This window comes from Zhurongbacter thermophilus, assembly GCF_026184435.1.
Lineage (GTDB): Bacteria > Coprothermobacterota > Coprothermobacteria > Coprothermobacterales > JAADFF01 > JAADFF01.
Genome location: NZ_CP046447.1, coordinates 370,412 through 395,279, shown reverse-complemented (window position 1 = coordinate 395,279; position 24,868 = coordinate 370,412). Strand labels below are relative to the sequence as shown.

The 24,868-nt window shown below is 39.6% G+C and carries 30 protein-coding genes; 10 read left to right on the top strand and 20 right to left on the bottom strand.

The annotated features are described in order from the left end of the window. Genes GM182_RS01760 through GM182_RS01740 form a run of 5 tightly spaced genes read left to right on the top strand, consistent with a single transcriptional unit; the run spans position 1 to position 4,720 of the window. Entirely contained in the window at positions 1 to 726 is a 726-nt protein-coding gene (locus GM182_RS01760) for a F0F1 ATP synthase subunit B (RefSeq protein ID WP_449186886.1), read from the top strand. Then, positions 723 to 2,213, top strand: coding sequence for a F0F1 ATP synthase subunit alpha (locus tag GM182_RS01755; protein ID WP_449186885.1), 1,491 nt, complete (start codon positions 723 to 725; stop codon positions 2,211 to 2,213). Before GM182_RS01760 ends, GM182_RS01755 begins: the two co-directional genes overlap by 4 nt. After that, complete coding sequence (locus tag GM182_RS01750; protein WP_449186884.1) at positions 2,200 to 3,048, top strand: F0F1 ATP synthase subunit gamma; 849 nt, start codon at positions 2,200 to 2,202, stop codon at positions 3,046 to 3,048. Before GM182_RS01755 ends, GM182_RS01750 begins: the two co-directional genes overlap by 14 nt. Beyond that, positions 3,029 to 4,387: a F0F1 ATP synthase subunit beta gene (gene atpD / locus GM182_RS01745; protein ID WP_449186883.1), complete on the top strand. Its 1,359-nt coding sequence runs from the start codon at positions 3,029 to 3,031 to the stop codon at positions 4,385 to 4,387. Before GM182_RS01750 ends, atpD begins: the two co-directional genes overlap by 20 nt. After that, positions 4,388 to 4,720: a F0F1 ATP synthase subunit delta/epsilon gene (locus tag GM182_RS01740; protein WP_449186882.1), complete on the top strand. Its 333-nt coding sequence runs from the start codon at positions 4,388 to 4,390 to the stop codon at positions 4,718 to 4,720. Here GM182_RS01740 and GM182_RS01735 read toward each other — a convergent pair whose 3' ends face one another. Genes GM182_RS01735 through GM182_RS01715 form a run of 5 tightly spaced genes read right to left on the bottom strand, consistent with a single transcriptional unit; the run spans position 4,721 to position 8,825 of the window. After that, the gene (locus GM182_RS01735) at positions 4,721 to 5,494 is read right to left on the bottom strand and encodes an ABC transporter ATP-binding protein (protein WP_449186881.1); all 774 of its coding nucleotides are present in this window, start codon (positions 5,492 to 5,494) and stop codon (positions 4,721 to 4,723) included. Next, positions 5,481 to 7,013, bottom strand: coding sequence for an ABC transporter permease subunit (locus GM182_RS01730; RefSeq protein WP_449186880.1), 1,533 nt, complete (start codon positions 7,011 to 7,013; stop codon positions 5,481 to 5,483). Before GM182_RS01730 ends, GM182_RS01735 begins: the two co-directional genes overlap by 14 nt. Before the next feature lie 36 nt (positions 7,014 to 7,049). Next, a complete protein-coding gene (locus GM182_RS01725; RefSeq protein WP_449186879.1) occupies positions 7,050 to 7,538 on the bottom strand; it encodes an AAA-associated domain-containing protein in 489 nt (162 codons plus the stop codon). A gap of 15 nt (positions 7,539 to 7,553) precedes the next feature. Next, entirely contained in the window at positions 7,554 to 8,159 is a 606-nt protein-coding gene (locus tag GM182_RS01720; RefSeq protein ID WP_449186878.1) for a PilZ domain-containing protein, read from the bottom strand. Between the two features lie 24 nt (positions 8,160 to 8,183). Then, positions 8,184 to 8,825, bottom strand: a complete 642-nt coding sequence (locus GM182_RS01715) for a hypothetical protein (RefSeq protein ID WP_449186877.1) — start codon at positions 8,823 to 8,825, stop codon at positions 8,184 to 8,186. 86 nt (positions 8,826 to 8,911) lie between these two features. Here GM182_RS01715 and GM182_RS01710 point away from each other — a divergent pair, with 86 nt between their 5' ends. Beyond that, on the top strand, positions 8,912 to 10,015 hold the full coding sequence (locus GM182_RS01710; protein WP_449186876.1) for a hypothetical protein: 1,104 nt from the start codon (positions 8,912 to 8,914) through the stop codon (positions 10,013 to 10,015). Positions 10,016 to 10,088: 73 nt separating this feature from the next. Here GM182_RS01710 and GM182_RS01705 read toward each other — a convergent pair whose 3' ends face one another. From GM182_RS01705 to GM182_RS01635, 15 genes are all read right to left on the bottom strand, one after another. Beyond that, on the bottom strand, positions 10,089 to 11,393 hold the full coding sequence (locus tag GM182_RS01705; RefSeq protein ID WP_449186875.1) for an ArsB/NhaD family transporter: 1,305 nt from the start codon (positions 11,391 to 11,393) through the stop codon (positions 10,089 to 10,091). A gap of 36 nt (positions 11,394 to 11,429) precedes the next feature. Then, on the bottom strand, positions 11,430 to 11,903 hold the full coding sequence (locus GM182_RS01700; protein WP_449186874.1) for a CBS domain-containing protein: 474 nt from the start codon (positions 11,901 to 11,903) through the stop codon (positions 11,430 to 11,432). 13 nt (positions 11,904 to 11,916) lie between these two features. Beyond that, positions 11,917 to 12,858 (bottom strand): 1-phosphofructokinase family hexose kinase, encoded by a 942-nt coding sequence (locus GM182_RS01695; RefSeq protein WP_449186873.1) that lies wholly within the window; start codon positions 12,856 to 12,858, stop codon positions 11,917 to 11,919. Between the two features lie 5 nt (positions 12,859 to 12,863). Continuing rightward, complete coding sequence (locus GM182_RS01690; RefSeq protein ID WP_449186872.1) at positions 12,864 to 13,271, bottom strand: hypothetical protein; 408 nt, start codon at positions 13,269 to 13,271, stop codon at positions 12,864 to 12,866. Between the two features lie 92 nt (positions 13,272 to 13,363). Further along, positions 13,364 to 14,125, bottom strand: coding sequence for an SIMPL domain-containing protein (locus tag GM182_RS01685; RefSeq protein ID WP_449186871.1), 762 nt, complete (start codon positions 14,123 to 14,125; stop codon positions 13,364 to 13,366). A 45-nt stretch (positions 14,126 to 14,170) separates the two neighbouring features. Further along, the gene (locus tag GM182_RS01680) at positions 14,171 to 15,013 is read right to left on the bottom strand and encodes a DegV family protein (RefSeq protein ID WP_449186870.1); all 843 of its coding nucleotides are present in this window, start codon (positions 15,011 to 15,013) and stop codon (positions 14,171 to 14,173) included. Between the two features lie 27 nt (positions 15,014 to 15,040). Beyond that, positions 15,041 to 15,880 carry a DegV family protein gene (locus GM182_RS01675; protein ID WP_449186869.1) on the bottom strand — a complete coding sequence of 280 codons (840 nt, stop codon included), beginning with the start codon at positions 15,878 to 15,880 and terminating at the stop codon, positions 15,041 to 15,043. 10 nt (positions 15,881 to 15,890) lie between these two features. Then, complete coding sequence (gene mnmE / locus GM182_RS01670; protein WP_449186868.1) at positions 15,891 to 17,252, bottom strand: tRNA uridine-5-carboxymethylaminomethyl(34) synthesis GTPase MnmE; 1,362 nt, start codon at positions 17,250 to 17,252, stop codon at positions 15,891 to 15,893. Between the two features lies 1 nt (position 17,253). After that, on the bottom strand, positions 17,254 to 17,847 hold the full coding sequence (locus GM182_RS01665; protein WP_449187267.1) for a Jag family protein: 594 nt from the start codon (positions 17,845 to 17,847) through the stop codon (positions 17,254 to 17,256). Positions 17,848 to 17,876: 29 nt separating this feature from the next. Further along, positions 17,877 to 18,665 (bottom strand): YidC/Oxa1 family membrane protein insertase, encoded by a 789-nt coding sequence (locus GM182_RS01660; RefSeq protein ID WP_449186867.1) that lies wholly within the window; start codon positions 18,663 to 18,665, stop codon positions 17,877 to 17,879. A gap of 13 nt (positions 18,666 to 18,678) precedes the next feature. After that, entirely contained in the window at positions 18,679 to 18,918 is a 240-nt protein-coding gene (gene yidD / locus GM182_RS01655; RefSeq protein WP_494324944.1) for a membrane protein insertion efficiency factor YidD, read from the bottom strand. A gap of 4 nt (positions 18,919 to 18,922) precedes the next feature. Continuing rightward, complete coding sequence (gene rnpA / locus GM182_RS01650) at positions 18,923 to 19,282, bottom strand: ribonuclease P protein component (protein ID WP_449186866.1); 360 nt, start codon at positions 19,280 to 19,282, stop codon at positions 18,923 to 18,925. Between the two features lie 3 nt (positions 19,283 to 19,285). Continuing rightward, the gene (rpmH, locus tag GM182_RS01645) at positions 19,286 to 19,435 is read right to left on the bottom strand and encodes a 50S ribosomal protein L34 (RefSeq protein ID WP_449186865.1); all 150 of its coding nucleotides are present in this window, start codon (positions 19,433 to 19,435) and stop codon (positions 19,286 to 19,288) included. An 88-nt stretch (positions 19,436 to 19,523) separates the two neighbouring features. After that, on the bottom strand, positions 19,524 to 20,066 hold the full coding sequence (locus GM182_RS01640; RefSeq protein ID WP_449186864.1) for a hypothetical protein: 543 nt from the start codon (positions 20,064 to 20,066) through the stop codon (positions 19,524 to 19,526). Between the two features lie 4 nt (positions 20,067 to 20,070). Then, the gene (locus tag GM182_RS01635) at positions 20,071 to 20,901 is read right to left on the bottom strand and encodes a M55 family metallopeptidase (RefSeq protein ID WP_449186863.1); all 831 of its coding nucleotides are present in this window, start codon (positions 20,899 to 20,901) and stop codon (positions 20,071 to 20,073) included. A gap of 178 nt (positions 20,902 to 21,079) precedes the next feature. On the opposite strand from GM182_RS01635, the gene GM182_RS01630 reads away from it, so the two are divergent. The 4 genes from GM182_RS01630 to GM182_RS01615 are packed head-to-tail and all read left to right on the top strand — an operon-like array spanning position 21,080 to position 24,855. Then, positions 21,080 to 22,276, top strand: a complete 1,197-nt coding sequence (locus GM182_RS01630; protein WP_449186862.1) for a cache domain-containing protein — start codon at positions 21,080 to 21,082, stop codon at positions 22,274 to 22,276. Positions 22,277 to 22,278: 2 nt separating this feature from the next. After that, positions 22,279 to 23,010, top strand: a complete 732-nt coding sequence (locus GM182_RS01625) for a hypothetical protein (RefSeq protein WP_449186861.1) — start codon at positions 22,279 to 22,281, stop codon at positions 23,008 to 23,010. 5 nt (positions 23,011 to 23,015) lie between these two features. Continuing rightward, entirely contained in the window at positions 23,016 to 23,642 is a 627-nt protein-coding gene (locus GM182_RS01620) for a chemotaxis protein CheC (protein WP_449186860.1), read from the top strand. Then, positions 23,635 to 24,855: an NAD(P)-dependent malic enzyme gene (locus tag GM182_RS01615; protein WP_449186859.1), complete on the top strand. Its 1,221-nt coding sequence runs from the start codon at positions 23,635 to 23,637 to the stop codon at positions 24,853 to 24,855. Before GM182_RS01620 ends, GM182_RS01615 begins: the two co-directional genes overlap by 8 nt. The last annotated feature ends 13 nt before the right edge of the window (positions 24,856 to 24,868 follow it).

Genomic DNA, 24,868 nt, shown 5'->3' with positions numbered 1-24,868 from the left:
ATGCATATGGACTTTAGCATTAACTGGATAACTCTTCTTGCCAGTATATTTAATCTGCTACTACTATACATTATCTTTAAACGCTACCTCTTTGGTCCACTGGTAAATATCATTCGCAAAAAGAAAGAGGAATGGCAGAAAAAGGATGAAGAACTTCGTAAACGGGAAGAGGAAATAAAACAAGCATACGCCAAACTCGAAGAAGAGAAAAAGCGGCTTAAAGCCGAACTCGAGGCTATGAGAGAGCACATGGAAAAAGAAATAGAAGAAGAAAAGAAGAAACTATTAGAAGAAGCCCAGAAAAAAGCAGACACTGTATACAAACACACAGTTAATGCTGCACATGCAGAGGCTGCTCGCATTATAGAAGAGGCAACGAAAGAAGTGGGGAAGATTATTACCATATCAACAACAAACATCCTAAATAACTTTCTCGGTACAAGTAGCCAAGTATGCCTACTAAAAATGCTCTTTAAACGATTTGCCGGTGATATTAAGCAATATGCTTTTAAAGCTGGAAAAGGTATCATTCTCGAACTCCCTTGGTACGTTTTACCAGAAGAAGAAAAAGAGATTAGGCAATGCTTAGAAGAGATTGGAGTATCCATCGCTGGTATTAAGGTAAATCCCGATATCATATCTGGTTTTAGGCTTGTATATAAAGACTATGTTCTTGATGCAACACTAAATAGATACATATCCGAAGCCATAGGTGATAGGATATGAGCATTATTGAAGAGTTTCTGAGACGAACCAAACACAGACCGTTTCTGGCCAAAGCATATACATCTGGAACGGTACTCCGTGTAGGTGATGGCATTGCATGGGCCGATGGTCTATCAATGGTTGGCTACTGGGAAATTGTGCGGTTTGAAAACGGTAAGATTGGTATTGTTAGTGAACTAAGACGTGGTGAAGTTGGTATATTGCTGCTTGATGAACAAGATGCCAATGTGGGCATGAAGGTATACGGAACAGGAAAAGAACCAGAAGTACCCGTAGGAGAATCATTACTTGGCAGGGTTATCGATCCGTTTGGTAATCCACTCGATGGTGGAGGGCCTGTTGCCACTTCAGAATATCTTCCTATGGAGAGACCAGCACCGCCTATATCGTGGAGGGCAAAGGTGAACGAGCCTGTAGAAACAGGTATCTATGCCATAGATCTGCTTGTACCCATAGGACATGGACAAAGAGAACTTATACTTGGCGATAGAGCCACGGGCAAAACGACTGTTGGCATAGATATTCTTATAAATCAAAAAGGCAAAGATGTTATAGGTGTATATGTAAGCATAGGACAAAAAGAATCAGACCTTAGTAGTGTAATAGAGACATTCACAGAACATGGTGTAATGAATCAAATCGTTATCGTAGCAGCACCAGCAGCATACTCACCTGTGCTAAGATTTATGGCTCCATACGCAGGAACATCTATCGGTGAATGGTTTATGTATAGGGGCAAAAAGGTTATTGTTATATATGACGACTTATCTAAACACGCTGTTAGCTATAGAGAAATCTCCCTACTACTGAGAAGGCCACCGGGCAGAGAGGCATATCCTGGCGATATTTTCTATACCCATTCAAGACTTCTGGAAAGAGCCGCTAAACTTAACAGTAAACATGGTGGTGGGAGCCTTACAGCTCTTCCCATATGCGAAACACAACTGGGAGACTTTTCTGCATACATACCAACTAATCTTGTATCCATTACCGACGGACAAATATACCTAGATGCCAACCTATTTAACGCAGGTAGAAGACCTGCGGTGCATCCAGGACTATCTGTATCTCGTGTTGGCGGTTCTGCCCAATATAAGGCCATTAAGAAACTGGCAGGAAAACTAAGAGTTGACCTTGCACGATATGAGGAGCTTGCAACATTTGTGCAATTTGGTGGAAAACTTGATGAAAAGAGCGAAAAGATGCTAATCAGGGGCCGTCGTACAGTACAAGTGCTAAAACAAAAAGCACACCAGCTTGTTACACCAGAAGAGGAAGTGATAGCCTTAGTACTTCTATCAGAGGGTTTGCTTGACGAAATAGAAGAAGAAAAGGTCAATGAGCTTCTTTGGAATTTCTATAACTACATCAAAGGCTTAGAGCAAAAACCTCATATAGATATCTACAAAGAAATAGATAATAAGACCAAGCAAGAAATAGTTGACCTTTGGAAGGAATTTATAGGTGGTGTCTATGCAGGGTCTTAGAGATCTGAAGAAACGTAAACAGACAAGTGATCTTCTACACAAATTTGCCAGAGGCATGCAAATTTTATCCTCCAGTAAAATGGCACTCAGGCAAAAAGACAGAGAAAAATTATATACATATACGGAAGAATTGAGATCACTTGTGGAACATGCTCTGCCCCATGTTCCCAAAGAAGCTTTAGAAAATTCCCCTCTTATCAATCCTCCTAAAACCAATCCAAGGGTTATAGTACTATATTTCAGCGATATGGGACTATGTGGTTCGTACAATGAAGATATATTATCAATGGCCCAAAAACTCCAAATAAAAAATGAAGACTACATATTTGTTATTGGTGCAATGGGAGAAGATATCCTTGGTCGCATAGGTATTAAAGCCGATGGAAAAATAGGCGGTATGTATTCTGACCCTGATATCAGCACTGTATCAGCATTTTTCATGGACATACTTACCATTCCCCTAAGCCAATTAACCCTTGTTTATATAGAGTCCGAGGCAGGAAGAAAAGGAAAACCTAAGATAGAAAACTTATTACCACTTAACTTCGCATCTGCCCAAGAGAAAAAGCTCGGTTTCCAATTTATACCCAATGCTACGGACATTGTCAATGAAGGAGCGAAGATGTTTATATACGCAGCTATGCTCCGAGCATTCTATACCGCTGCATTCTCTGAATTTAACATGAGATGGATAACTATGAGCAGGGCTGAAAAACAAGCTAAAGAAATGTCCCATAATCTTCAGGTACAAATTAGCAGAATAAGAGGAGAAAGCATAACCAGAGAATTACTTGATACCATAGGGGGTATTATCGGTGGAGAAGAAAATAGGTAGAGTTGTGGCCGTTCATGGTCCTGTTGTAGATGTGGCTTTTGAAGACTATACACCTAAAGTATATGAAATTATCATGTGTGGATTTATACCACTAGAGGTAAGAACTATACTTGAAGAAGGACAAGCACGAACAATAGCACTAGGACCAACTGAAGGTATACATAGAAATATGTCCGTAGAGGCAACAGGGAAGGAACTAACAGTCCCTGTAGGTCAATCCATACTGGGAAGAGTTATGTCCCCACTGGGTATGCCTCTCGATGATAGAGGCCCTATTAAAGGAGAGCAGGAGCGTAGCGTTCTTAGAAAACCTCCCGAGCCTGAAAAGGTACTACCTGTTACAGAAGTTCTAGAAACAGGTATTAAAGCACTTGATTTGCTAGCTCCATTTCCCAAAGGAGGGAAAATAGGTCTATTTGGTGGTGCAGGTGTAGGTAAAACAGTGCTTGTTATGGAGCTCATACACAATATTGGCAGTGTACACGGTGGATACTCTGTATTTGGTGGTATCGGTGAACGCACAAGAGAAGGACAGGAACTGTGGCAAGAAATGGAAGAATCGGGCGTTCTTGACAAAGTCATTATGGTATTTGGACAGATGAATGAACCTCCCGGTGTAAGATTGCGCACACCATTTACAACAGTGACACAGGCAGAATACCTCCTCGAAAAAACGGGCAAAGAGGTACTTGTCTTTATGGATAATATCTTCAGATATGCTCAAGCGGGCATGGAAGTGTCATCTCTTCTGGGTAGATTACCATCAGCCGTAGGATATCAACCCACTTTATTTACAGAGATGGCCCTCATTGAAGAACGCATTTCTTCAACAATTAATGGAGCAATTACAGCTGTACAGGCTGTCTACGTGCCAGCAGACGATATAACAGACCCGGCACCGGCAACAATATTTGGACATCTTGACTCATCGGTTGTCTTATCAAGACATATCGCAGAAATGGGCATATACCCTGCCGTAGACCCGTTAGCATCTTCGTCCAAAATGCTTCATCCCGACATAGTAGGAGAAAGACATGTCACAGTGGCATCAGAGGTAAAAAGATTTCTTGCCAGATACAACGAGCTAAAAGATATTATTGCGCTACTCGGTTTAGAGCAACTCAGCGAAGAAGACCGTATTATTGTTCATAGAGCAAGAAGAATACAAATGCTACTATCTCAGCCATTTCATGTTGCTCAGCAATTCACCGGCATACCTGGCAAATATGTCACATTAGAAGAAACCCTTTCGTCATTTGAGGCAGTTATTGAGGGTAAAGCAGACAAACTTTCAGAAAGTGATCTCTATATGATAGGCTCTATCAAAGAGGTGTTGTAGATGAAACTCATTATCTCTTCACCTGAAGGCGTTATATTTGAGGGAGAAGCAAACTTTATCTCCCTAACATTGGTCGATGGAGAGTTGGGTATACTACCCAGACGAGAAAACTTTATTGGTGCACTTGACGAAGGTCCTATTCGTATAAAACCTCAAATGAAAACTTTGTTTGTTCCCGGAGGATTGGCTATGAAAACCGGTACAGAAGTTCACCTCATGGTTCCCTTTGCCATAGAAGCCAGTAGTTATGAAGAATACTGGAATCTCTTAGAAAAGAAATACATGGAAGCTGACGAGCGCATAAAGAAGCTCAAAGAAATTAAGATAGGATAATTATAAGGCCAAAAGCACAGAATATATATGATCCATAATATCGGCAAATTCTTTGCTGTCTCTGTCTCTTGGATGTGGCATGTTAATATCTACAATATCAAGCAACCTACCCGGTCTTCGAGACAGGACATAGACCCTATCAGAGAAATACACAGCCTCTTCGACATTAGTTGTGGTAAGCAGTATGCCCTTAACAACAAGTTGATTTTCTAACCACAGACGAATAAACTCTTCTCTGAGGTCCTCTGCTGTCAGAGAATCCAAGGTGGTAAAGGGATCATCCATAGCAAGCAATTCCTCCTCTACCGACAAAGCCCTGGCAAATGAAAGCCTCTGTCGCATTGCAAGGGTCAGCTCTCTGGGATATGTATCCTCAAAGGAATCGAGTCCCATAAGATCGATATACTTCAGTGCCGTTCTAATACGTTGACGAAGAGGTATGCCCTTAGCCTCTAATACAACCTCTATATTCTCCTGAACAGTTAGCCATGGCAGAGATATCGGTTGCTGGGGAATAAGAGGAACAATGTGCCTTTCACTGTCAAGGGGTTCCCCCCTATAAAAAATTTCTCCTGCAGTAGGTTTTTCAAGACCAACAACCATATTAAGAATACTTGTCTTTCCTGAACCTGTAGGACCAAGAATAGAAACAATTTCTTTTTCGCGAATCTCAAATGATATAGAATCAAATATTACAAGCTTTTTCCCCTTTTCCTCCACCACTTTAGATATATTATCTGCTTTTAAAATCACTTTTCTCTTACCACTCACCACGCCTATACCTCCGCTCTGCCAAATTATATAAAGGTTGCCACACCAGTCTATTTAAAAGAACAACATACACAGTCATTATGATAGCACCCCACATCATCAGTTTAGGGTTTGCCGTAAGATTTTTCACAAGAAACGAACCTATACCAAATACGGCAAGCACTTCACCGGAAAACACCATATATTCTGCTATAACTGAAGCATTCCATGCACCACCCCAACCGGTTATACTACCAGTTATAAGGGATGGGAAGATGGAAGGAATAAATATCGTGCGTATAAATAGGCCTCCACGAATTTTAAATACCTGAGCTAAATTCTTCAACGACATAGGAATGCTAACAGCGCCAAGAAGGACATTGTACATAATGTACCAAACCATAGCTGTTACATAGATAAAAATGGCACCAACTTCCATACTGCCAAAATATTTCACCATGATATGGATAATAGGCGGGAAAAAGGCACTAGCTGGAATACTGCTAAGGACACCAATTGACGTGATAAATATATCTACAACCTTAGCAGATTTCTCCCTATGTTTGGATACCCAGTAACCAGGGATAAGAACCAAAACCAAACTAATAAGATACGCTATAAAAATACGCAAGGTTGTTACTCCCAAAGCAGGAAATATCTCGGAGATCCCTTTAGGCATAGGAGAAATCAACCACATGACAAATTGATATCCTCCGTACACAGCATACACACCAAGAATAACCAGTAATGATTTAACAATAAGTTTCACCCATTTTTTTCTAAAGAATGTCCATAGCCCATAGGCAGCTCCATAAAAGAGCTGTTCAAAGCGTAATCTATAAGAGATCTCTTCAATCCATTCAACAAAACGAGGCTTATAAATATCTATGGGCTCATAATTGTATTCGAATAGTTTTGCCCATTTACGCAGAGAATTCCATATGGCTAACTGCATAAAGAGAACAATCGCTATAAGCACAGCAAGTGTTAAAACCAGTCCCCAAATATTACCTTTTTCCAAGTTAGTAATAATCTCTGTTCCCAAGCCGGGGAGCCTATACTCTTCAGAGCCTACAGAAAAAATCTCTGATGCTATCAAGAAATACCAACCATTAGCCCACGACATCATACTATTATAGACAAGCCCGGGAACCATAGCCGGAATATAAAAGTATCTGATACGGGTAAGAGGTGGAAGCTTATAGGCATCTGCGAGATATAACAAATCTCTGGGAAATGTCTTCATGGTCTCATAGACTGAAAATGCAAGATTCCATACCTGACATGTAAAAATGAGAAAGATAGAGGCCATTTCTACTCCGATACGACCACCGCCACCTAATTTCACGAAGAACAATATAGCAACAGGAAAGAAAGTGACAATAGGAACTGATTGAAGAATATCTATGAGAGGAATCATCCACCTCTCACGCTTTTTAGAAGACGCAGCTGCAAGACCGTAAGGAATAGCAAAAAGAAGTGATAGCACATAGGCTATCAACATACGCAAAAACGACCATCCTGCAGCTGTCAACAAATCCACTACTTACATACCTCCCTGACGGTTTATCATCATTCTTCACGGCTGTTCATCCTCTTCTGTTTCAAGGCATACTTCATCTTCGTCGCCGTCATACCATATGATTTCAGCAAAACGTCCCCAATCAAGAACATTTTTACTAATGATATCTTCCTCTTCTTCCGTAAGATCGGAGCTTATCAATTTATCAAATTCCTCTCTATCTATACAGTTATCGGGCACCCCCCTAAGAACAGACAATATCTTCTGGTAAACTGGATGATTCTCCAATACTTCCCTAAGTATTTTTTTTCGCGTCTGTAGGTCTGCCTCTGCAAATCTCTTGCCTAGTTCTGTAAGGATAACATCTCCCTTTTCAACTCTTACAAAGCCAAACGACTTAGCAGTTTCTATGATAGCTAAGATTTCATCAAGAGACAAATGTTCTTCTGTTGACAATTTATACGCATCCATTACTCCATTTTCATCTAACAGTATTTCCAAGAGCCCCAAAACATGTCCCACATCTGATCGTGGCAAACCGTCCATTTTCACCCCTCCAAATTATTTGTTTTCCGTTTCTACTATATCAGAAAAAACTCGAAATAACTTAGATGTGTGTTCTAAGAACTCCACACCTAAGATGTCTTTTTCCTCACCTCTTCTCCGCCAAACAACTCGACCTAATATATCTTCTACCTTTTTACCAACTTTGATACGCAAGATAATCTTACCAAGATGTATATCATCAGGCGAAGACCAAATAATTCGACATCCAGCCCATGATATATCATCCATAATACCTTCATAAAAGGTATCGCCACCAACAGGCTTAAACAGTACAGGAAGAGCTATAGAATATCTCTCTGCCTTGCGTTTATCAATCTTTGCCGCTTGTGAAAGAGGTATCAATGTAACATAACCACCTCCATCAACAAGATTAACCTTTTTTACTTCCGCGGGAATAGAATACAAACCGCTATCTGTTGCAACAGATATATCTATCTGATTACTACCTATATCCCAATCTGAAAGAAGCTTGATACCAACCGTTTTTCTTCCCACCTTATCAATAAGACCAACAGTCATACCACCATCTCTACCAGCACTCTTCATGACAATAATAGAATCAGGAAGCATAATATTACGCCATGGCACATAATCTATCACGGTACATACCCCCCTAGAAGCAACTCAAAATAGTATGCGAGAGAAATATTCAAGATACTGCTTAACGTCATCATTGGAAATGATGAATTCCAGTCCCATATATACATCTTTATCTGTTTGTCTTACCCATTTCACAAAAAATCTCACCACAAATGATACAATTTCGCCTTTGTAAGGAACGACAATAAACAGCATCCCCTCTTTACCAAGAGGTTCTTCAAAACCAACATTCCAGAATATAAACTGCTCTTTGCTAATACTCACCTTGGCACCAAAAACGTTCATATCTTCAAGCATCGCCACAAACTCTTCATCTCTATCGCCCCATGCTATTTCTGTACGAAGTCTTACATTGAAGCGCTTCATTTTCCTCCTGTCCCAATAAACTACAGAACCAACAGGAACAAGTACCATTAGGCCTTGAGACAAGATATATAAGCGAATAAAGCCATTGAACAAATAAGAACCTGTAGGTTTAGAAACAATAACATACGCCTCAGTACCATCAGGGATATCTGTAAGAGGTGGATTAAAGAGTTTTATATCAATCTCTATAGCTGTTTTTCTCTGAACAACACCAAGAATCGTGTATTCTATTCCATCTAAAACAAATGTCACAAGAAGCACATCGTCTTTATCAACCACATTATTCCATCGTAGTTTCACGGCTACCTCCCTAAATAGTATCTATATAAATTATACCTAAGCAAAGGGCTACAGGTAATGTAAAATAAACAGCAGGAGGTGAGAATATGAAACATACAATAAAAGCTATCATCTTGCTAATAGCCATATCTTTCTTACTCGTATCATGTTCCAGTATTCCTACCGCAGATTTGGCTAACCCTTCACCATATGCCATGTTCATTACACTTGATGTTCCCGGCAAATTAACAAGTCCCATGTACTATGTATACGGCAATACAATCAAGAAAATAGACGACGGGCTTTATGGCTTACTTCTCAATCAAGAAGCATTTGTCTATCTCCGTCAAACAGCACAAATGGATAATCCTGAACTGATATACAAAAACATAAAAACCGACAGGACGGTGAAGCTTATTACCCCAGACCAATTTGGCACAATGATTGGCATGCTTATTTCCCCCGGAAGAAAAAAACTGGCAATCCATGTTTGGCCAGATGGTATAGCAACAGGTAATAACCTGTTCATCATATTGGACACTGACAATATTCTTAAAAACCCCACGAAACTCAATATTTCTCTTATTAACAAGGGTAAACTTTATGACTCCATAAAATGGATCGCCGCCATCGGAGATGATGGAAGTATAGTATACGTTGGTTCAAACGGAGCCCCTGATGAGGCACTGGTATATAGAGATGCTAAAGGAAACGAAAAAATCATTTCCAAGTATAAGGAGAATGGAGATTTCGACGCAGTTATCTCACAGGGTATACATCCACCTTACAAAGTGGCCTATATTGATAGTAATACACACACTGTCTATTTACTGGGTAAAAGTGGTGTATGGGTATTTAACTCAAGCACAGGTTCTTTATCTCTCACATATCCATTAAAAACAGTGCCATCAGAAGGATTATGGGTTGATAACAGTAGTCAAAAACTCCTTGTATGGGGATTCAAGATAGGCAAAGCAACAATCAAAATCTATAACCTTGACGGCTCATTGGTGCAAACAGCATCAGGAGTTAGATACTCTGATCTACGCATTGTAGATGGCAAGATATTTGGCATAGGAGCAATTAAAGAAAAGACCATTTACTCCTACACCATTGGAGAAATACATCTTGATACAGCAACACCTACCATCAATCGTATATTTATATCTCAAGATGACATTAAATGGTGGGATATCACAGCCAAGCGATAATATCACTTACCCACAAAACACAGAAAGGGGAGGCACAAACCTCCCCTCTTTTAATAAGAAATGTATCCACTTCTTACAAGGTAGCCAGGAAATACAAATACACACTACTAATAATCAGTATAAATATTGTTACAGGAGCTCCTACTTTAGCATAATTCTTGAAATTGATATCTATACCATTTTTCTTAGCAATACCACTAACGACAACATTAGCAGAAGCACCAATAACAGTACCATTACCGCCAAGACATGCTCCCATAGACAGTGCCCACCATAGTACATTGTGGGTATTGAGGGATGGATCTCTTGCAATTAGAGAACTTATAACCGGTATCATCGTGGCAGTAAAGGGAATATTATCAACAAACGCACTAATAACGGCAGAACCCCATAATATAACCATAACGAGAACAACTTTGTCTCCACCACTCACCTTAACCATCCACTGGGCTACCATATCTAGCACGCCTGTAGAGTCTAAATATCCAACGATGATAAACAAAGACATAAAAAATAGAAGGGTCGTCCACTCTACCTGCATAACAACCTTCTCAACCGTCTCATGATCTATAACAAGGAACAGTGCTAAAGAACCACCAAGCAAGGCAACCACTGCCTCCGAAACCCCTATAATATCGGAAACGAAAAATAGAACAATAACAAATAACAATATGGCAAGTCCTGCACGCATAAGATATCTGTTCTTTATAGCCTTATCAGGTTCAAACCCTTTTATCTTTTCCTCTACTCCATCAGGATGCTTAAGTGTAAATTTATCCTTGAATATGAAATATATAAAGAACGCTGCCATAATGACATTGAGGATACTAATGGGAGTTTCATACTTTATAAATTGAATAAAAGACAATCCTGCACCTGTACCAATCATAATGTTTGGAGGATCACCAATAAGGGTTGCCGTACCACCAATATTAGATGCCATAATTTCACCAAGTAAAAACGGCATAGGGTCTATCTCAAGAATTGCAGTAACATATAAAACAAGAGGGGTCATAAGAAGAACAGTAGTAACATTATCGAGGAATGCCGATGTAAATGCCGTAAGAAAGAACATACCAAAGAAAAATTTTACAGGGTCTCCTTTCGACAACTGAAGTGTTCTAACACCAAGATATTCAAAGAATCCACTATGGGCTAAGATACCCACTATAATCATCATGCCCATAAGCAGGGCAAGCGTTTCAAAATCTATAAAAGACCAGAAATCCTCTGTATTACCATAAAACACCTCTGCCACAAAAATGGTGGCGGCAGCACCAAGCATAGCCACAGCTGTTCTATGTCTGATATCAGTCATCAAGAAAACATAAACTAGGGCAAAAAGTGCAATTACAGCAACGGTAAATGTTATATGCATGGTAGTTCCCTCCCCAACCCTTGCTAGAAATTAAGCTTATTTCTCTTCCTCTTCTTGATTCGTCTCATTATCAATCATATGAACAATGGCCGATAGTATAGCCTCCTTCGTAATAACGCCACGAAGTCTATTTTCCTCATCAACAACAGGTAGTACATTTCTATGATGCTCAAGCATAAGCTTTAAGGCTGTAAGGTCTGTATCTTCTTCTTCTACAACCGGAGTCCACTTCTTTACCTCACTAACAGGGCTATCCATAATGCTTGCCAATTCTTTGGCCAATATACCTATATCAGGAAAATAAGAAGTACTAACCAGCCTTTTAACATAATCCGGAATAATGACATCGGATATTGATGAACCACTAACATAACCTATAACCCTGAAATCCTCGTCAACCAAAGGAACACCCGGTAGACGATGTGTATAAAGTATTTCGATAGCCTCTCTGACAGTCATATCATCGGTAATTGCTGTTAGGTCTCTAATGTATATGTCTTTTACAAGCACTATACTCACCCCCTTAGAGTACCTTCTCAACTTCTACATACTCGTACACTTTCTGTACCTGAACAATACCATCAATATCGGGCTCCAGCTTGGTTGCCACAGCATAAGCTGTTGCCACGGCATGCTTAGCTATATCGGGACCTTCCATACCAGAAATAATGGCATGAATAAGACCAGCAGTAAGAGCACTGTTTGCACCAACAACTGAGAATATGTGAGGATCAACAAGATGCACATGGTAGACATTGCCATATATACCAATGACATTATGAATAACCTGCCATGACAAACTAACAACCTGAATACCTCTATCCATTAAGGATTTGGCCAGTTTGATTTCATCTTCAAGTGAATGAACCTCTATATCCCCAAAGTGCTCTTCTCCCTCTTTAGGATCTTCAACAAGCATAAATGGAATAGCATCGGCAGCTCGAGGAAGATATTCGATAGTGGCATTGATAACTGTCTTCTTACCAAGTCCGTTAAAATATTTAATTAGCTCATAGTATGTATCAGGAGATAAACCACTAGGCAAAGAACCTCCAAACAATATCCACTCTGCCCTACCGAGATGAGGTCTTAGCCTCTTTTTCAACTTTTCTATATCCTGAGGCGATGCTTCAGGACCCTTAGTACCAATACTTGTGACAGTACTCTCTGTAAGATCAACAATCTGGATATTTCTACGGGTATTGCCGTTATGAATATAGACATAGGAACCAGGCACTCCCCTCTGAGTTGCAGAATCTTCCCATGCCAGACCGTTTCTACCTGCAAGCAAGCCGGTAGAAAGTACATCGCTATAACCCAGCTTCATGAGAATTTCAGCAGCAATAAAACCCTTACCACCGGGACTATATATTTCTTTTTCGGTTCTATGAAAAGAACCCGGAATCAATTTTTTCACCTCAAGATAGGCATCAATAGCCGGATTTAGTGTTACACAGATTACCACACTCTTCACCTCCCCATGAGATTACGCATTCTCTTTTTTACCTTATCCCAATCTTCCTTATGTCTAATGAGAAAATCTTCATTAAATTGATATCGATTAATTGCCCTGGCATAAAATTCCGAAAACCCTACAACCACCTCATATAATTCATCAAACGCAACTTTCTCATCTGATAAAGAATCATACCACTTTATAGGGGGCGCAGGACTATATAAATGCCACATACTAGGTGGCAGAGGTCTTATCCCCATAGAAACAATAATATCTGTAATTCGCTTTGCATGTTTTATAGAAAAGAACTTAACCTCACTCCATATTCCGTCACCATAAATAGACTCTAAGTCACAAGAAAAATGATAAACAAGCCACTCCCCAGCAGCAAACCTTTGAAAGACACCCTGTTTAAAGTCCACTTTATCACCCTCCTTACTTAATATAGAATAACACCAAACAAAACAAAAAGGGGCACATATGCGCCCCTTTTTGTAATTGCATATGTATCGCCTTACTTATCAATAGCAGTACACACAGGGCCAGACTCGAATACAGCACTAACATGAACAGAAATAGTCTGAGAGCCAGCAGATATAGGTACATTTTCAGATCCGCCTTTTTCTACAGTGGCATATCGAATTCCATTATCAACAGGTGTATAACCACCATAAGAAACAGAAACAAGCGATATATGTTCTGCTCCAAGTGGTTTCACTAAGCGGATAGCATTATCTTTAGCATCAAGAATGGCTTTTTCCAAAAGGTTCTTCCTTACCTCATCTGCCTTTGTGTAATAGAAAGAAATACCAGAGAGTCTCACATTTTCGGCTCTATTAGCCGTTATTTTTCCGGCAAGCTCACCTACTTTATCAACAGGTACATCGATTTTTATGACCTCAGAAGCTACAAACTTATCGTAAATATATTTATCCTTCTCCCAATGTCCTGTTTGTCTAAGACTAAGTCCTGTGGTAGTAATATACTTATCTTCTGTATACTCCTTGGCAATATCGATAACATACTTTGCATTGTCCTTCATAATCTCCATTGCCTTATTTGCATCTTTATCCTCACCAACAATATTGACAGTAAGCACAGCTCTATCTGGTGTCACATCTTGTTTGGCTACTCCAATAACAGAAACTCTTGCCGTAGTAGATGTACACGACACATCAGCACTAACATTTTGAGACGATAAAGCCCAATAGCCACCTAATGCAAACATAAAAAGTCCTACTACTACAGTAATAACCAACCACTTTTTGCCCTTCATATTTACCACCTCCACACATGTATACGAAGGTGCATGAGAAAAGTATCACAGGTAGGGATAGGCATCAAGAACGGAGGCAGCAATTGTCCCCTTACCACCATGTGCTATAAGCGTTGCATTAATGGTAGTAAGAAAGAATTTGGCATCAGGTCTAAGTGCATGAAGATAATCTTTAAGCAGATGTGCATCTTCATCACACCATGCGTGGGATATGCCCACAAGAGGCTTCTTGGCACTCTCTATTGCTTCTGCCATATGCTTACGAAGCAATCTTAGTGCTTTTTTTCTACCAAATGATTTACCAATGACCTTTAAAGTACCCGTCTCATCAGGTGATATAGTAATCATAATACGCATAGCTCTAGCAGCCATTCCAGCAAGACCGGAAACACGTCCACCACTAAGGGTAAATCTAACATCACCAACAACGGCGTACGTATGCTCTTTCCGATTATCTCTAATTTCTGTTAATATCGAAATAATTTCCTCAATCGACTTACCATTCTTATCTAGTTCATGGGCAAGCCAAGCGTAAAGTCCAATACCTGTACCGGCAGTAAGCGTATCAAAGGGAATAACCTCTTGTTCATACCCTAATTCGTCAATAGCGGCATAAATTGCACGGTATGTACCGCTGATATTTTTACTAACATGTACAACCAGTATAGGCTTAGGTAAAGCCCGAAAAACTTCCATAAAGTCATATGCTGTAGGCATACTAGTAGATATTTCTCCGGGTACGAGCATATGCTCTATTTCACCAGAAAGTAGCTCTTCTGTTGCCTTATGACTTTTCCCCCTAAACACCACATATAACGGTACAGTAGTAATAACATCTTTCAAATGTGGCGGCACATCTGCTGTACCATCAACAACAATAGATAGCACTCCGCATCCCCCCTAAATTATTACTATTCACACATTGGCATCAAGTACTGAAACTGCCAATGTGCCCTTCCCACCATGGGCTACCAATGTAGGATTCATGTATGTTACAAAAATAGAAGCATCTGGACGCTCTTTACGAAGCGTCTCCGCTATCATACTGGCATCTTTATCAGCCCATGCATGGGATATTCCAACAATAGGACTTTCTGCATCTTTTAAAGACTGTCTTGCCCTTTCAAGGACATATCTAATAGCCTTTCTTCGCCCCATAGTTTTATAAATAGCTTGTATGTATCCCTCTTCGTCTGGGGAAACAACAACCATAAAATGCATGGCCTTAGCTGCAGCCGCAGCAATCCCCCTAACTCTGCCCCCATGAAGTGCAAAACGTACATCGCCAACCAAAGCATAGGTTTTTTCCCTTCTATTATCACGAAGTTTCACAAGGGTATCGTACACTTCCCTGGCGGTAGCACCTTGTTTAAGGAGTTCATACGCTAGATATACATATACTCCTATTCCCGAGGCAGCTGTTTTCGTATCAAACATATAAAGTTTATCTAAAACTCCAACAGTCTCCGCTGCCGTTTTAATGGATTGATAAGTGCTACTGATTCCACTACTAACATGGATGGCTAAAGCAGGATAATCCAACTCTTTAAGAGCATCTACAAAGTCCTGGGCTGAAGGCATGCTCGTAGACAGCTTACCCGGATCAAGCATGGATTCCATCTTATGCAAGATAAGCTCTTTAGTAGCTTTATAACTAACACCATCATAGATAACATACTGCGGCACATAAGCTACCTCATTCTCAAGTTGAGGAGGTATATCGGCATCCCCATCTACAACAATACGCAAACTCATCTTTCCCCACCTACTTCCCTACACAAAATGTAGAAAACAATTTATCTAACACATCTTCAGATACATCCGCTCGTCCTAAAATAGCACCAACATGTCTTGCCGCCCTTTCAATATCTATAGATGCTATTTCAGGCATATTTGTTTCAACAAGGTTTCGTGCCTCTTCCATATATTGTAAAGCCTCGTGAACATGAGACATAACCCTACCAGACATATAAAGAGGAGAATGTTCATGTTGACTAAGAATATCCGATATTGAATTTACAAGTTCATCTATACCTTTACCAGTCTTGGCTGATACACCGATAACAGGTGGCCCATATTCTTTAAACTGCAAAAGAGCTTTTTCCACATCATTTACCATATCTATTTTATTTACAGCTATAAGTCGTATATTTTCCCCAAACTCATGCCATACCCTTAAATCATCTTCTGCAAGTGCCTTGCTACCATCAACAACCCATATAAGCAAATCTGCCTCTTTGGCAAGTTGCTTGGCTTTATCAACACCAATTTTTTCAACCTTATCTACAGTTTGTCTGATACCGGCAACATCAACAAGGGATACTGGTACATGCCCTATCATGTGCATAGCCTCTACAAAATCACGTGTTGTTCCAGGAATATCAGATACAATAGCCCTTTCATATCCCAATAGTGCATTAAGAAGAGATGACTTACCAACATTAGGTGCCCCAACAAGAACAATCTTGTATCCTCTTGCCAATTTTTGCCCTATTTCTATACGCTTGTATAAAATGGTTAGCTTCTCCAAGATATCATCCATAATTTCAAGAAATTGCTTTTTTCTGTCATCGAATCCATATTCTTCCAATTCCACATCTTCAGGATAATCAACATCAGCCCTCATAGCCGAGGCCAAAGATAATATGTCATCATAAATAGCTTTGATTTCCCTCTCATATTCACCGGCCGCACTGCGTGTTGCCGCTTTGATAGACTCAATATTTTTACCATATATAACCTCATGGAGAGCCTCTACTTGAGAAAGAGACATCTTACCTGAAAGAAGAGCTCTCTTGGTAAATTCACCCGGCTCTGCAAGACGAGCACCCATTGATATGAGACGTGATATCAAAGCAGAGGCAATAACGGGATTACCATGAATATGAAACTCTACCATATCCTCCCCTGTATAGGAACGAGGGGAATAAAAAGCGACAATTAGGACTTTATCTATTATATCTCCCTCATCATCATAAATATTAGCCAGCCTCATAACTCCATGAGGAGGGATTTTCTTATTGATAACCTTTTCTGCCAGTAAAAAAGAACCCCTCCCAGAGAGGCGTATAACATGAATAGCACCAACGCCGGGAGGGGTTGAAAGGGCAACAATAATATCAGACATATCAGCCAACCCTCTTTATCTCTATCCTCCTATTAGGTTCTTCTCCAAATGAGCGTGTGGTATAAGATGGGAAATGTTCCTGTACAAGCTTATGTACAATTTTCCTTTCCCAACGGGGCATAGGATTTAGCTTTATGCTTCTCAGTCTACGAGACTCCATATACTGTATTTTTTTCTCTATCATAGATAATAGCTTTTCTGCTCTACGGGCCTTATAGCCCATGATATCTATATCAAGCCTAACAGGCTTATCAAAACGGAGTCTAATAACCTGATCTATAAAATGCTCAAATGTATCAAGAAATTTACCATGTTTACCAATAAAGCCAGCAAGATCTTCACCATCTATACGAACATGTATTTCACCCTCATCATATTCATCTACATAGATGGTTGCCTCTTTACCAGCAGCTTTCATAATATCCTCAAGAAGTTTTTTGACAATAACAGATGGAACTGGTCTCCAAGCCCTAATTTTTACAACCTTACCCAACAACCCCTTTTTTTCCTCAACTATTTCATATTCAAAGTGCTCTCCAAGCACGCTTTTTGCAGACGCTACCGCTTCATCAACACTTGCTCCTGTAAATATCATATCTCCCACAGTGTTCACCCCCCACAGTATTAAACAACCTTCTGATTAAAGCCCTTCTTATCAAGCTCTTTCTCTACCATATATCTAACTACTCTGTTTTCAATAACACCTAAAAATGCGAACGTTACCCAATAAATAGCCACACCAACAGGCATTTTCATAGCAATCCAAGCAAATAACAGAGGCATCATAATCATCATCATTTTCATCTGAGATTGTGTTTTAGGATCAGACGTTGGAGTTTGACTGAGTTTAAACTGGAAATATGTCGCTATGGCAACGATAATAGCAGTTGCCCACGTTGGATCTGGTTTAGAGATATCAGGCACCCATAGAAAAGATACTCCATTAAAATTGGGATTATACAGATGGTAGTTTAGAAGAGCCTTATACAATCCCCAGAATATAGGAAGCTGAAAAATAAGCACAAGACATCCGGCCAGTGGATTGACATTGTACTCTTTGTATAGTTTCATCAATTCCTCGCCCTGTTTATTCTTATCTTCTTTATACTTTTCCTGTATCTGCTTCACAAGAGGCTGAATCTTAGCCATCATAACACTAGAACGTATCTGTTGATATGTAAACGGAAACATAAGTATCTTCACTATTAGTGTAAGAAGCATAATATCCACGGGATAGTATGGAACAAATCTATACAAGAAATCCAAAACCCACATAAAAAACATGGCAATAGCGCCAGTAATACCCTTTAATGGTTGAGTAGCTGTCGTAGCTGTTGTAGCTGCTACTGTCTGTGTGCTTCCCACAGTTTTCGTTGCCATGGTAGCACTACTGCTTACAGTTTCTGTAGCCATTTATATATCCCTCCTACTTATCGCTGATAAAAAACTTGAGTTGTATTTTCTCAGGTACTGGATCATAACCCCATGTACCCCATGGGTGACACCGTAATATCCTCTTCAGTGCCAAATATCCCCCTACTATCACACCATGCTTTTCTATAGCCTCCACCGTATATGCAGAACATGTTGGTATATGCCTGCATACCGGCCCTTGAGAAAACAAATGCAAAAAAGCATGAATGAACATCAAAATGCCTATAACGATTTTCTTACTTAGAATACTCAGATACTTCACTACTGTCCCCCCTGCCTACCTGCTCAAGCATATTATCTAAAACATGCTTCATCTCCTGAAACGAAACATCTTTAACCTTCATACGAGGTAAAATAACAACCGCGTCTTGTAAATGGGGAAGATGCCCCCTTACTATCTCCCTTATCTGCCTCTTTAGTCTATTTCTCCTCACGGCCTTCCCAAATTTTTTAGAAACAACTATTCCGATCTTTGGCCCATCTTCTATAGGCAAATAATATACAACAAATAAGGGAGATTTTAGCATCTTCCCCCTTTTATACACTTCACCAAACAATCTACCTGATGTAAGCCTATACTTCCGTGGTATTCCCACATCTTACACCTTACGATAAGATGGTGTAAGTCTCCAACGCCCCTTCTGTCTTCTTCTCTTCAAAACTCTTCTTCCACCTCGTGTGCTCATTCTTGCCATAAAGCCATGTGTACGAGCCCTTCTACGGTTATGTGGCTGATATGTTCTCTTCATAGCCCTATCCTCCTTTCCCTATGTTAACATTTTCTTTGCATACCACAACACTATCTACCTACAGGTAGGCATATTGAATTATACACTATTAATATGCTATGTCTTCATCTGACAAACTATCCCTTTTTACCCCCTCTACTTTTACCCATATACCATCGGCAATTTCAAGAGCTCTGGCATCGGACAACATAAAACCCGTCTTTTTCAAAAGTGCCGCTACCTTGATACTATAGCTATCAGGAGACTGTGTCCAGATGTCTTCTTTGCCACCGGCTATAAAATGGATAACTTGAACATATCCGTGCCAATGAAGTAATCTGTAGATATCAAACAACACCTCTTCAGGACGAGAAAATTTATCTATAGGAATTAAAAATATAGCAGTATGAAAATACCCATCTAAAGATTTTAAGGCTCCTCTAGGAAGTACAAACGTAGACGGACCTCCATAAGGGAGATACGATAGCTGTCGCTTATACTCATCAACATCATCAGGAACCACCAAACATGTAATAGAACCTTTTCCACCTAAAAGTCCATATATCTCCCTGACATTATCCACATCAAATGGAAATATTAACACATGCCAATTGGGTTTCATTCTCACAAGATTTCTAAACCCTCTAGGCATAAACTCACCTCTGCCCCAAATAACTCATATAAACTGCAGACAGAAGCCAACGGAAACCTTCTACCCAGGTGTCAACTGTGTAGCGTGTGGTACGAGGCGATATTCTTTCCATTATAGGCATTTGAGATACAATATCGGCAATAGAAGAAGATAACCAATCAATCTCTACCTCTATGGGAGATGAAAATGTAAATGGTCTTATCGAACCATTTTGCAATTTATCTATAGCTTCCTGAGTTCCTATCTGAATATTACGGGCCACCTCATGTAGCAGAGAATTCTTAGTTGCAAAACGCCCTACTGCCTCTTGAACAGGAACAAATACTGTATCGGGAAGATATTTCTCCATCTCCCACTGCATCTCCTTTTGCCCCACAACAAGGATAACCGGAACACCAAATTCACCTGCAAAAGCGGCATTAATTGTTGTTTCACCTACAGGTTCACCATTAACGCGAATATTGTAAATACTGGAAGAGGAATATGTATGATCCATAGCACCACCGCCGCCAACAAGAGAATGATATCCAACAAATATCACACCATCATAAGTTCCATCAAAGCCACTCATCATATAATCTTTACGGGGAAAACCACTTATAAGAAAAACATGACTATACTCTTCTGGGAAATCTAAAACCGACATATTCTCTCCCTTACTATGGCTATCAACAATAACAACTTCCGCTTCACTATCATATTCCTTTATCACATCTATAACAGGAAGAATGTGCCTAATAAGAATCTCTGTCGTACCTTTAATATTGTTTTTCCACCATTCCCATGATGGGATACCAGATAATCCTTCAATGTCTGTTGACATAAATATCTTCACCTTAAGTCCCTCCTTGCATGTTAGAATTACTCTATAAAGAATAATACAACTTAGGAGGTGCCTCCTTATGAAAGGAAAGCTTAAAAAGCAAATCACCCTTATTGTTATCCTATTTATCTTATTATCATCCGTACCCGTAGGTGTTTTTTCTTTAATGGAGATGAATAAAAATAAAAACTTGCTAACCAACGTCACAGAAGAAACGGTACAAGGCACATTAAATAGTATGAGTGAAGGTTTTTCAGGTGCTATCAGGGCGTGGCTCGAAAATATTGCACTAGTACCTATCAAATCAATGGAAGATAAGGCTAAATATGCTCTCCAGAAAATCGATGTTTTTTCTCAAATGTCAAGTAAAGCTGCACAAGAACAAGTTCAAACATACTCAGAACAGCTAAATCACATTGTCCAGAATTATGCTAAAGTCCTTGAAGGAGCTGTTAGTCAGATAGCCATTGTTAAAACAACAGGGGAATTCTCTTTTGTGTATCCTCCAAGATCCGAATATGTTAGTGATATACGAACAGAACCATGGTATGAAGAAGCACTAAACACTGGAACCCTTACATTTTCACCTCCGTTTCTGAATCAAGATACTGGTCAAATGGAAGTGGCTATAGGTTACCCAATCAAAGACGGTAACAATATTTTAGGTGTAATAGGACTTTACCTTTCTTTAGATCAGATATCAAAAATATCTGAACTCTCTGCAATTAAAAATAAAGACAAATACTCTTCCTTCTTCTTTCTTGTGTATATCCCCAAAGACGATAAAGTTCATGCCCCTATACTTCTTGCCGCTCCTGACAAAAGATATAATGGATTACCTTTAAATCTGGACTTCTTACATGCGTATGGTGATAAAGCAAGAGAAATGAAAATGAAATATGAAAAAGAGTTGAAATTAACCGAAATAGATAAAAAGCAACTAGAACAATCATACGAAATAATAAAAGCAGCTACAGACGGAGAAATAACTGACATAAGTCTTTTTGATCACAACCTGCGTATTAAAGTAGCTTCGATACCAGGAACTCCATGGAAAATCGTATCCGCTATCAATAAAGATATATGGCTTCAACCTGTACAGGAAATCTCAGCATCTATTAATAAAACAAGAAACTTCTTTATCATATTTGTCATTCTTCTCATTATCATTGCTGCAATTCTATCGTATATCATGCTTAGCAGAATATTTGATCCCCTTATTGAGCTGGAGCGTAAAATTCTTAGAATGGGACAGGGAGACCTTAGAGAAGATCTGGATTATCCATATAACAACGATATCAAACTCATAGTAAATGCCATCAATGAAATGAAAAACAATCTAAAGAATACTATAGAAATACTAAGACACCAAAAGAGGAGTGATTAAATGTGGGTGTCCCGTGGAGAGAAGCGGTATCTAGTGGAGACATTCTTATTGTGCAAACCAGATCAGACAAAGAAGATGAGCTAAGATTCAGTTTCAGAGGATTTATTACCGAAATAGCAGAAGAATATCTAACATTACAAGTTGATCTCGGAAAAAAATTCATGCGTTCATCCAAGCCTGCTGATATAATATGGGCTAATGTTAATACCAGATTAGAAAATTTCTACGGCAAAGGCAAAACAGGTATTATACTTGACGGAGATCAAATGTTTATATATCCTGACTCACCACATTTGGAACTTATACCCGTAAGTGAACTTGTTGAACAGAAAAATTTCATCGATATGACTATACCAGTACTTGTTTCCTATAAAGGCGGCGATGAGGATATAGAGGGAGTTTTACTCAAAGCAGGTATCAATGGTGCAAAGATACTTCTTTACAAAGAAGATAGCGACAAGATTTCAGACGATGAGATTTTCTTCTTCTCAGAAATTCCTATTACCTCAGGCTTTCATCAATTTATGAGCAATGGTGTCATTACATTTAGAGAATCCTTAACAGATGGTATTGACGATTATGACGTACTGTATGTGAGGCTTTCACTCGATGAACAAACAACTACTGTATTTTCTATGCTTGCAGCATACTTATTCGGAACGATACAGGTGGATTTAACGCCTAAAAAAGCTAAAAAACACGGCGGTATATTGGGGTTATTCAGAAGGAGGTGATTTCCATGGCATTGATGGACGAAATGCTTCTTGACCTACTAGGAGAAATTGGAAATATTGCTATGGGCAACGCAGCAACGGCTCTTAGCCAAATGATAGGAAAAACCATACATATAACCACACCTGAGGTGTGGCTTGGAACTTTGCCTGCAGTCCAACATCCTGAAGAACCTTCTGTTCTCATTACCGTAGGATATAAGGGGGATTTTAATGGCTCTTCTATGCTTCTCCTTAAGGAAGAACAGGCGCTTCTTCTAGCTAACCTCATGCTTGGCCAGTTTGGTATGGAGGTCTCTTCAGTTGATGATCCCATGCTTATATCTGCACTGCAGGAAGCTATGAATCAGATGATGGGAGCATCGGCCCGTGCCTTGACAGAGCTTACTGGCTCCTTCATTGAGGTAACCACTCCTGAATTTAAACCCCTACCTAAAGGATTAACCAAAGAGGTATTAGAAGAGCTAGTACAATCTTTTAACGGTGGAAAAATAGCCACTGTAAGATTCAATGTTATTGTAGACGATACACCTCTGAAAAGCCATATGTATTTACTGTATCCATCAGCCCTAGCTGGAAAACTTGTTCTGAAATATTTATCTGCGCTGAAGGGAGAAACCAAAAAAGATGAGTAATAATATCCATAGAGACCTTGCCCTAGGCATACACCGTGCCTATAAGGGCAAGGTCTCTATCACCCCCAAAATTCCACATATTACATATGAAGATTTTGCCTACTTATATACCCCTTATGTAGCAGATGCATGCAGGGCTATAGCGGAGGATCAGAGTGAAAAATATAACCTCACATCTGTTGGTAACACTATAGCAATTGTTACCAATGGTAGCCGCATATTGGGACTAGGTAACATTGGACCAGAAGCTGGACATCCGGTCATGGAAGGTAAATCACTACTCTTTAAGGTGCTAGGTGGTGTTGATGCGTATCCACTATCTATTAATGCCCCTTCATACAAAGAAATTGTGGCATTTATCAACGCACTAAAACCATCTGTCAGTGGTATAAATCTTGAAGATATATCTCAACCTGATGCTTTTCTTGCTTGGCAGGCACTTCAGAATATAGATATACCTGTCTTCCACGATGACATGGAAGGTACCGCCATAGTACTCATGGCAGGCCTTATTAACGCATCAAGAGTAGTTGGTAAACCTATAGAGCAGATGAAAGTTGTATTTGTTGGTAGCGGTTCTGCTGGTTTAGGATTTGCCCTCCTATGGAGCGATATGAATTTGCCCACCAAAAATATCATATTTATCGATAGAAAAGGTGTTATATCTTTAGATAGATCAGACATAAGAGAAAATCCTGTAAAAAGTCAAATTGCAAACCTGTCATCCGGCCAAGGTCATACACTAGATGAAGTAGTAGATGGAGCAGACGCCATTATAGGTGCTTCTTCACCTGGTGCCATCAGGCTAGAACATATAAAAAAGATGGCAGATAAACCTATCGTATTTGCAGTATCAAATCCTGTACCAGAGATATATCCTGAAGATGCCATAAAAGCAGGAGCATACATCACAGCCACAGGTAGGTCTGACTTTTCCAATCAGCTAAACAACTCTCTGGTATTTCCCAGTCTCTTTAGAGGCACATTATCTGCCAGAGCAAACAAGATAACCGCTAGTATGAAGAAAGAAGCCGTGTACGCTTTAGCAGATGAAGTAAAAAAGCCACGGCCAGATAGGATTATTCCACGCATGGATGAAAAACATGTATATTACCATGTTGCCATACGCGTAGCAAAGATAGCAGTAGAAAAAGGAATAGCTGGAGTAGAATATAAAGATGCAGTAAAAGACATTGCAGCTAAACTACGGTAAGGACTCCATCCCT